The 9,135-nt window shown below is 52.4% G+C and carries 9 protein-coding genes; 5 read left to right on the top strand and 4 right to left on the bottom strand.

Annotated elements, in window-relative coordinates:
* Positions 1-93: 93 nt before the first annotated feature.
* The 3 genes from VMT71_08590 (at position 94) to VMT71_08600 (ending at position 2,696) form a co-directional block, all read left to right on the top strand.
* Positions 94-552 carry a putative molybdenum carrier protein gene (locus VMT71_08590; protein HVN24017.1) on the top strand — a complete coding sequence of 153 codons (459 nt, stop codon included), beginning with the start codon at positions 94-96 and terminating at the stop codon, positions 550-552.
* A 70-nt stretch (positions 553-622) separates the two neighbouring features.
* Entirely contained in the window at positions 623-2,017 is a 1,395-nt protein-coding gene (locus tag VMT71_08595) for an aryl-sulfate sulfotransferase (GenBank protein ID HVN24018.1), read from the top strand.
* A 202-nt stretch (positions 2,018-2,219) separates the two neighbouring features.
* Entirely contained in the window at positions 2,220-2,696 is a 477-nt protein-coding gene (locus VMT71_08600) for a hypothetical protein (protein ID HVN24019.1), read from the top strand.
* Positions 2,697-2,755: 59 nt separating this feature from the next.
* On the opposite strand, the gene VMT71_08605 is transcribed toward VMT71_08600, so the two are convergent.
* From VMT71_08605 to VMT71_08615, 3 genes are read right to left on the bottom strand one after another with little or no spacing between them, the layout of a single operon-like run.
* Complete coding sequence (locus VMT71_08605) at positions 2,756-3,733, bottom strand: tripartite tricarboxylate transporter substrate binding protein (GenBank protein ID HVN24020.1); 978 nt, start codon at positions 3,731-3,733, stop codon at positions 2,756-2,758.
* A gap of 16 nt (positions 3,734-3,749) precedes the next feature.
* On the bottom strand, positions 3,750-5,237 hold the full coding sequence (locus tag VMT71_08610; protein HVN24021.1) for a tripartite tricarboxylate transporter permease: 1,488 nt from the start codon (positions 5,235-5,237) through the stop codon (positions 3,750-3,752).
* Positions 5,203-5,685 (bottom strand): tripartite tricarboxylate transporter TctB family protein, encoded by a 483-nt coding sequence (locus VMT71_08615; protein ID HVN24022.1) that lies wholly within the window; start codon positions 5,683-5,685, stop codon positions 5,203-5,205. The genes VMT71_08610 and VMT71_08615 overlap by 35 nt, the downstream gene beginning before the upstream one ends.
* A gap of 173 nt (positions 5,686-5,858) precedes the next feature.
* Here VMT71_08615 and VMT71_08620 point away from each other — a divergent pair, with 173 nt between their 5' ends.
* Both VMT71_08620 and VMT71_08625 read left to right on the top strand, forming a co-directional pair.
* Positions 5,859-7,214, top strand: coding sequence for a PAS domain S-box protein (locus tag VMT71_08620; protein HVN24023.1), 1,356 nt, complete (start codon positions 5,859-5,861; stop codon positions 7,212-7,214).
* Between the two features lie 118 nt (positions 7,215-7,332).
* Complete coding sequence (locus VMT71_08625) at positions 7,333-7,638, top strand: hypothetical protein (protein HVN24024.1); 306 nt, start codon at positions 7,333-7,335, stop codon at positions 7,636-7,638.
* 83 nt (positions 7,639-7,721) lie between these two features.
* Here the strand turns inward: VMT71_08625 and VMT71_08630 are convergent, their stop codons facing one another.
* Complete coding sequence (locus tag VMT71_08630) at positions 7,722-8,792, bottom strand: DUF6282 family protein (GenBank protein ID HVN24025.1); 1,071 nt, start codon at positions 8,790-8,792, stop codon at positions 7,722-7,724.
* Positions 8,793-9,135 lie beyond the last annotated feature (343 nt).

Consider the following 9,135-nt stretch of genomic DNA (forward strand, 5'->3'; position numbering starts at 1 on the left):
TGGAACGCTTCAGCCCGGAGATGACGTGAAGCTGCCGCGCTCCAGGCCATCGTTACGGTCGTCACGTGCTGCACCTCATGAACGGATGATAAGATGAAGATCATCTCCGGCGGACAGACAGGCGCAGATCGCGCAGCACTAGATTTTGCCATCCAGCACAGAATCCCCCATGGCGGATGGGTGCCTAAAGGGAGACAGGCAGAGGACGGGAGAATACCCGATACGTATCAACTCCAGGAGATGCCCACAGACAGCCATCGGGCGCGAACGGAGCAGAATGTCATCGACTCACAGGGCACAGTTATTATCTCGCACGGAAAGCTCTCAAAAAAGTCAGGATCAGGATATACAGCGAGGATGGCAAAAAAATATAGGCGGCCCTGCCTTCACCTGGACATGGGTAAGCTCAGCATCGACGCGTCGGCTCGCATGCTGCGCTCGTGGGTCGTAGAGCATAGGATTGAAATGCTCAATGTAGCGGGGCCTCGTCTGTCGGGTGATACAACTATATACCGAACTACGTTTGAGATCCTTGAAGCCGCATTTGTGTGAGATGGCATAGGGGACGACCGGCTGGGCTTGGGGGCATCCCATATTTCAAAAATATATCAAGGGAGGATTTATGATGCGTAGACAATTTCTTATTCTTACCGCAGTCCTTGTATTTGTCATCGCGGTGTTCTTGGTTCCCTGTTACGCTTACGAGGCCTTGCGCGGTCCTACAGGCCTGCTCCAGTACGACAAGGAGAAGGCTTTTGACGGATACACTCTTGTCTCACCCATGACGAGCAAGACCAGCTATTTAATAGACATGGAGGGATACATCGTCCATAAGTGGGACACTCAATACATCCCAGGTCTTTACGGCGAACTTTTGCCCAACGGAAATCTTCTGAGGGCTGGCAGGCCAACGGGAGCACCGGTCGCTTTCGGCGGGGCTGGAGGAATCATCCAGGAGATAGACTGGGACGGGAATGTTGTGTGGGAGTATAAAGAACTCTCCCCGACCGCGGTCCAGCATCATTGTTTTTACCGGATGCCGAACGGCAATACGCTCGTTCTCGGATGGGAGTACAAAAGTTACGAAGAGGCGGTTGCTAAAGGACGCGACCCGAACACGCTGCCCAAAGAAGGATACACCTACGATAAAGTCGTCCACAAAGGCATATGGCCTGATTACGTGAAAGAAGTGAACAGGGACGGTAAGGTGGTCTGGGAGTGGCACGTCTGGGACCACCTGGGGAAGGGGCCGGACAAACTAGACATCAATTTCATCCTCCCGAACGAACACGCCATCCATTACATGGCGAACGCCGACTGGACCCACTTCAACACGGTCGGCTATATCCCCGAAAAAGACCAGGTGATCCTGAACTCCAGGAACTTTGGAGAGTTCTATTTGATCGACAAGAAGACGGGTAAGATAGTATACCGCTGGGGCAACCCCTGCGCCTATGGCGCCGGCAAATGTCCCACCTTTCTCGAGGACGGCGATCAGCAGGTCTTTGGCCCGCATCATGCGGTCTACATCTCCAATGGTAACTTTATGGTCTTTGATAATGGCTGGTACCGGCCCGAACGGAACCGTTCCCGGGCCATCGAGCTGGACCCCAGGACCGGAAAGATCATCTGGCAGTGGCAGGCAAACATCGCCAACAGTTTTTATAGCGAATACCAGGGAGCAACCCAGCGACTGACAAATGGTAACACTCTCATCACCTCATCCGGGCAGGGTCATCTGATTGAGGTCACAGGTGGGCCAAAGCCGGAAGTAGTCTGGGAGTACGTGGTTCCTGTGGTGGGCGGCGAGAAGGATGGTAAGCCCGCGGCGAAATGCTTTATCGACGACAAAACGGAGCTCAGGGCTACAGATACGCAGACACTGGCAAACGTGATTCATCGCGCATACCGGTATCCGAAGGACTATCCGGCCCTTGCAGGGAAGGACCTGACTAATAAGAGAGCCTTCAAGGAAGACTGCCCAGCTATGTGGAAAATCTGGCAGGGGCAGAAGTAGAGCCGGCGGCCGGGGCTCCTGTGAGAGCTGACGGGGTCTCGGCCCGTTACCCTTATCTGCAGAAGAGAAGAAGATCGCATATCGCGTTGATTGACTCACCCCTTTAGCCGTCCTAAAATATGATTATGCTTCAGGCGTCCGGCCAAAAGCTTGCTCGCCAAGAATTTCGTGACGTACTGAACTGAATACCCACGAGACGCACATGGAACGAATTCTTGCACGACTCATTTTCATTCTGGTCGGGCTGATGCTGCTCGCCGTCCTCGCAGGGTGTGAAACCACGAAGGTCGAGACGCCTGCGCCGCCAGGTGCCGCGCCTGAACCGTCGCAACCGATCGTCACAGAGCAGAAGGCGGAACCAGCGCTTGCGCCGCCGCCTCCAATGCCGAGTCCGAAGGTAGAGATCACAGAAGAACCTTACTTTGTCCACACGGTGAGATGGCGCGGCGAGTCTCTGTTGGCTATCGCTGCTTGGTACACCGGCACTACCCGGAACGCGCGTATCCTCGCCGAAGTAAATTCGCAGGTAACAAAGCCAAAGAGGATACCCGTGGGAGATAAGGTGCGCATCCCTGTGAAGATGTTGAGAACGCGCGAAATGATCCCCAAGGGATTTGTGGAGAGCTACATGAGCCCTCCGAATCAATCCCGGGCGGGAGATCAGCAGCAGGAGCGATGAGCCGAGAAAGGCGCTGGGGGACGCTCGTCAGGAGCGAGGTCCCGTTCTTCAATCAAGGCTCACTTGTATTCGAGACCCAGTTCGTAGATGATCTTTTTGACCCGCTTGTCATCCTCTCTCAGCCATTGCTCTAGATCGTCGCCAGGCTTATAGTTGACAGTAAGTCCAATATTGAGGAGTTTGTGGCCCAAATCCGGGTCCTGAATCGTCTTGCGAATGGCGTCCGACAGCTTTTGATAGACAGCTTTGTTCTCCTTGAGTCCTTTGGGACCGAAGATAGCCTCCCACGCGTCCCATGAGAAATCGTACCCTAACTCTTTGGCGGTTGGTATCTGGGGATGGTCTTTGGATCGTTGAGGAGAACAAGTCGCGAGGATCCGCAGCTTGCCGGCCTCAAACATCTGGTTAAAGGCGACCATGGGTGAGAAGGCGACATCTACCTCGCCAGCGGCAAGTCCGACTACAGACGGTCCTTCACCTTTGTAAGCAATCTGCGTGAATTCGCATCCAAACTTCGACGCAAAGGCAGCGCTTCCAAGGTGCGTGGTGTTCCCTGTTCCCGTATTACCGTGCTTCAGTTTCTTCGGGTTCGCCTTTCCATAATCGACCAATTCTTTGAGCGTCTTGAAGGAGGAGTTTGTTGGAACGGCAATCATGAAGGGCGCAGAATAGACGTTTGCGATCCATGTATAGTCCCAGATATTGATACCGGGTTTTGTGTACTGGAACATGACCGTCGTTCCGCTCTGGGCCACGGTATATCCGTCAGGCTTGGCTTCACGAACGGCCTTGTGACCGATGACCCCGACGCCGCCGACATTATTTACCACCATGACAGGCGTGCCCAGGTATTTTTCGATGTAAGGACTGAGCATCCGTGCGACAATGTCCGATCGGCCTCCTGGAGGGAAAAAGACGGTGTAGGACAAAGGCTTGCTCGGATAGGCGTCGGCAGCGAGGCCCGGAGGCGCAGTCATGCCGATCCAGAGGCTTGCCACCACAAGCAAGGATGCTAGATAGACTAGATTCTTTTTCATCTGTTCTCCCTTTCTTTCATCGTTTCAACGAATTTTTAATAACCTTTAAGCCAAAAGGCAGGACCAGCACTACAATGCCGAGTATAATGAATGTTAACGAGATTGGTCTCGTGAAAAAGATTAAAAAATTGCCACCGGAGATATTGAGAGACCTTCGGAGATTGTCTTCAAACAGGGGCCCCAGGATATAGGCAAGAGCCAGCGGAGCGGGTTCATACTCGAACTTCTTCATGAGGAATCCAACGATTCCGAAGAAGATCATGACCCCGATATCGGAGACGAGGCTCCCGATCGTGTAAGCCCCGATAAGACAGAAAAGAAGGATGCCTGAGAAAAGATATACATAGGGAACCTTAAGCAACCGGACCCATATTCCGATCAGGGGAAGATTAAGAGCAAGGAGAATCACATTGCCAACATACATGCTGCCGATCACGCCCCAGAAGATATCCGGAGTCTTCGTAATCAAGAGAGGACCGGGGACCACCTCGTGAATCATGAGAGCAGCGAGGACGATGGCCATCACACTGTTAGTGGGGACGCCGAGAGTGAGAAGGGGAATAAATGCAGAGGTTGCGGTAGCGTTGTTGGCCGCCTCAGGACCAGCTACGCCCTCGATCGCACCCTGACCAAAACTCTCGGGACGTTTCGATAACCTTTTCTCGACCCCGTACGACAGGATGGAGGATATGATTGCATTCCCGCCCGGCAGGATGCCGTAGAAGAATCCGATGACCGTGCCTCGAGTGATCGGCCCTATGGACGCCTTCCAATCCGCAAAGTTTGGAAAGAGGTTCTTGATCTTCCCTACGAAGAGAGTGAACTCCTGTTTCTCCAGATTGAGCAGAACCTCAGAAATTCCGAAGAGGCCCATGACCACCGGAATAAGCCCGACCCCGTCCATCAAAAAGTCGAATCCAAAGGTGAAGCGGTCCTTGCTGACGACCGGATCCGTCCCGATCGTGCCGATCAATATGCCTGCTGCGGCCATCATAAAAGCCTTGATCTTCGATCCGCTGCCCAGGAAACAAAGCAACGTCAGCCCGAAAAAAATGATCGATACATACTCGGTCGAGGTGAATTCCAGCGCAAATTTCGCGAGAGGCGGAGCGACAAACATCAGCCCGATGATGCTCAAGGTACCCGCGATAAAAGAGCCGAAGGCTGCTATTCCTAACGCGGGCCCGGCCCGGCCTTTGAGAGCCATTTTGTAGCCGTCGAAACAGGTGACGACGGATGCCGCTTCTCCTGGAATATTGACCAGGATAGACGTCGTGGAACCACCGTACATTGCACCGTAGTAAATCCCCGCAAGCATGATCACGGCGGCTGCAGGCGAAAGGTAGAGAGTCATAGGCAGAAGAAGGGCGACGGCGGCACCGGGACCGAACCCCGGGAGGACGCCGGTCAGTGTTCCAAGAAAGCAGCCAAGGAAGCAGTTGAAAAGATTCCTGGCCGTTAAGGCGGTGCTAAACCCTTGCAGTAGTCCTGAGAGCGGATCCATAGACCTGACCTTTTGGCAGAGGTGTTCCGAGCAAGTACGAAAAGAAACCGTAGCAGACAACGGAAATGACAAGAGCTAGCGCGATGGAAATTATCCATCCCTTCTTTCCGACGAATCTGAGCAGGAAAAAGAGGAACAGAAACGTAGTGAGGATAAATCCCAACTGCTTAAAGAGAACCATGTAGCCGATCAAAGAAACCGAGACAGCAAGGACGGTTCTCCAGCTCCCCTTCATCTCCCAAAATGACTTCTTTTCAGATTTGACGCCAGTGAACGAAGCGATGAAAAGAACTGAGGACAGGACCCCGAGCACAGTCCCAAAGACAACGGGCAGTAAGCCCGGCCCAGGCTCATGCCAGGTGCCAAACCCGTATCGGAAGCCGCCCGTGATAAATCCAACGCCCACCAGGAGCCAGAATGAACTGCTGACTACATCGTATGATCTCAAACGGGAATTCCCTTCTACATGTGGGGCGAAACAATAGTTCAGTATATTAAGAGTGAACTGTCCTGCTTGTCAAGGTTACAGGACAAGGGGCGATGTTCCCGCAGGTAATCGCCGTCAAGATGTATTACATTCTTACAAGAATCCCAAGGGACGGACGGTCCGTGGAAGAACGCATGACAAGAGAACAGCTTTTGAGCCAACTGGAGGAGATGCGACAGCAACTCCATCTGCTCGACTCCTGCAGACAAGAAATGCACTCTGGGCAGGCAAAATATGAACGACTCCTTGAGTCTGCACCGGACGCCATGCTTTTCCTCAATCGAAATGGCAGAATAGTTCTCTCGAATGCTCAATTAGAAGAATTGTTCGGTTACGCCGAGGGGGAATTGATAGGCATGGACGTCCATACCTTGATTCCGGAAAGATATCATGCCCGGCATCGGAAGAACGTGGCAAATTATTTTTCCAACCCCATTCCTCGTCTAATGGGAACTAACCTGGAAATCTATGGTCTCAGGAAGGACAAAACGGAATTCCCGGCCGACATCAGTCTGAGCCCGCTCGAAACGGATGGTGAAGTACTCGTCATAGCATCAATCAGAGACATAACGGAACCAAAACTGGCAGAACAGCAGATAGAACGGAACTACCGTATTCAGACGGTCATAAGCTCTGTCCTGAAAGTTTCACTCGAACCTATTTCTCTGGATGAGCAGATCAACCGGGTTCTGGATCTGATCCTCACTACCCCGGGAATACTGCCCAATGCGGAAGGGTATATCTATAGTATCGGGGACGATCCTGAAATGCTTGTTCTCAGGGCTCATCGTCACTCCACCGGCCGGGAACCCCCCTTCGAGAGAATCGCTGCTGACAAATGCATGTGCCAGGGATTCCGATTGACCTGCACTCCGGATGCTGCGCCGTCTATCCTCGATGGTCACTTCTGCACGCCTATAGTATCATCGGGGCAAACGCTCGGGCTGATCATGATGGACATGAAAGAAGGAAGCACAACAACGGCAACTCCCGATGCAGAGATGTTCCTCGTGGCCATCGCGAATACCCTCGCGACAGTTATTATGCGTCACCAGGCCGAAGCGGAAAGAAATAAACTTAGGGACCAGTTGTCCGAGAGTGAAAAACTGGCTGCGCTCGGTAGAATAGCTGCGGATTTGGCTGATGAATTAAGAAACCCTCTGACGGCGGTCGGCGGGTTTGCCAGAAGATTAGAAAAAAAATTTTCGGATGTCTCCAAAGAAAAGGAGTACGTGGCCTTCATTGTGGCGGAGGTCACCAGGATGGAAGGTATCCTGCGCAGCGTCCTCTCGCTGTCACGAGGCGCAGCTCGCCGCATGGAGCAGTGCGACCTCAGTCACATTGCTGAAGAAGCGGTGCGATTGTCTGAAAAAGCTTTACGGGAACGATCCATCGCTGCAGAGAAGGTATATCATGGTGGCATGATCACTGTCAAAAGCAGCGCTGGATCTGGTTCCACCTTCTCGCTCCATCTTTCGTGCAGTGAGTAGCAAGGGCGCTACGGGTGGTCACAGTTTGACGAGGACAACGCCGCGCGTATAGAATGAATTGAAGCCAGAGGAGCCATCATCACCTTGCTCCCGACCTGGCTACGACTTGGAGGTCTCAATGCCTGCAACGTACATGGCAATAATGATGGAATCAGGGGAGGTTCGGTGGCGCCCCAAGCTCAACGCGGACATCTCTGACTCCGGACCCGATGACCACAGATTGATCATCGAATTCGAAGGCGACCTTGAAAAGATGTCATGGATCTCAAATCTGTCGTCCGGAAAGGTAACGGTCGACTTCAATCTACTTGTTGATTGCGAACCCAAACTATTTGACAAAGCATGGCTTCGACACCAGGGCTCTCGACAAGCCGGTGTTACAGCCATGGGAAGCCATCATATAATCGAGATACATCTGGAATAATACCTCGGCTAGCCCTATTACCTGATCATATTCGCCCGGCGGGTCGCCTGTTGCAACATCAACTCTCGTGTCCCATTTGCTTACTACAAGCCTAGGTGTTTTGCCGGTGTCGTCTGAAAGACTTTCTTAATCTCCTCTTTTGTGGCACCATACGCCAATAGGAGCTTAATCGTCCACTCCGTTCCCACCAGGTGGGTCGGGTTATGAACCTGGCCGTAATCCGATCCATACACAAGGTTGTCCGCGCCCACCTCCTTGATTATCCTCACTGCATAGACAGGGCCGGTCTCGTGAAGAGGAAACGTCGTTGTTCCAAGGCCTGAAAGCATGAGCTTGATCCCTTCAGAGGCGGCTTCCTTCATTTCTGAGATGAGCGTCTTGCTGTGAATGTGCGCCGGATGGATAATCTCTAATCGTTTCACCCCGACCCGCTTTGCCTCTTCCATCACAACCTTTGTGTCCGAGTACGGATAATGGCCGGAGGCCAGTATAAGATCCTGGTCCGCGCAGATCTTTAAAATCTCGGTCAATTGAGGAAACACTTGCCCCTTCTCGTCGAGAAGTTTGATCCCTGCCCCGGACCAATCGTCAAACACAACCCGCCTGTGATGATAAGAATCAACCATTGGCAGCCAGACGTATTTGAACCCGGGAAATCCAAGGCACCTCTTAACGGCGTCCGGGTTGAGTCCCCCGACAGAGTAATTGAGCGTAATCCCTCCGAGGATCTCCACCGGTCGAATCCCGCAATCCTGGGCCCACTTGTCGAGATACTTTTTGACAATCGGAATTCTGGAAGCCGACGGGGTAAACCACGTCTTGAAAACCACTGCCCTCATCTTGGCTCGGCTGTAGTCAAAAGCGATGTCGTCTTCCAAAAGGAGTCGGTCAAAGGGGTCGGATCCTCCGTGGGCGTGACAGTCAATGGCTCCTTCGAGAAGTTCTTTCACGTCGTGCTCTGTAAACTTGACGCCTGCCATGAAACGGGCATATTGGATGTTTACAAATTGGAGCTGTTGACTGATCAGGAAACTCTTCACTTCCTCGCTCAAATCGGGGATGTCGAAACGAACCAGTTTCTTCACCCTTTCAATCCGCTCCGGATCGACCTTGATCTGTAGTACCTTCTCAAATGACATATCATCTTTAAACATGGGACCCTCCTTTCGTGGGTTTTATCAAGGGAACAAGTCTTGTTCAATGAACTTCAGATACTATTTTTCATCACAGATAACCGCGGATGAATATTCCTTGACCGGAGCTGCGATACAGCGGCATCTCCGGTCAAACCGCACACCTCCGGCGCGGAAACCGTGTCCTGGCCCGCCGCACGGCGGTAGAATGTTGACTGCATTGGCGCAGTATCACAATGCTGTCAACGAGCAACTCCATCCGCCGTTATCTCTTCTGCTGTTATCTGCGCACATCCGCGATAAAAATCCTGTCTTACTTTTCAGCTACCACTTTGATAAGACTTTTGACACTACCTACAAGTCA

This window comes from Syntrophorhabdales bacterium (genome assembly GCA_035541455.1).
Lineage (GTDB): Bacteria > Desulfobacterota > Syntrophorhabdia > Syntrophorhabdales > WCHB1-27 > JADGQN01.

Bases quoted from the DNA above. Each gene is read 5' to 3' on its own strand.
- VMT71_08605 (HVN24020.1), bottom strand. From the start codon at position 3,733: ATGAAAAAGAATCTAGTCTATCTAGCATCCTTGCTTGTGGTGGCAAGC.
- VMT71_08590 (HVN24017.1), top strand. From the start codon at position 94: ATGAAGATCATCTCCGGCGGACAGACAGGCGCAGATCGCGCAGCACTA.
- VMT71_08620 (HVN24023.1), top strand. From the start codon at position 5,859: ATGACAAGAGAACAGCTTTTGAGCCAACTGGAGGAGATGCGACAGCAA.
- VMT71_08610 (HVN24021.1), bottom strand. From the start codon at position 5,237: ATGGATCCGCTCTCAGGACTACTGCAAGGGTTTAGCACCGCCTTAACG.
- VMT71_08630 (HVN24025.1), bottom strand. From the start codon at position 8,792: ATGTTTAAAGATGATATGTCATTTGAGAAGGTACTACAGATCAAGGTC.
- VMT71_08595 (HVN24018.1), top strand. From the start codon at position 623: ATGATGCGTAGACAATTTCTTATTCTTACCGCAGTCCTTGTATTTGTC.
- VMT71_08625 (HVN24024.1), top strand. From the start codon at position 7,333: ATGCCTGCAACGTACATGGCAATAATGATGGAATCAGGGGAGGTTCGG.
- VMT71_08600 (HVN24019.1), top strand. From the start codon at position 2,220: ATGGAACGAATTCTTGCACGACTCATTTTCATTCTGGTCGGGCTGATG.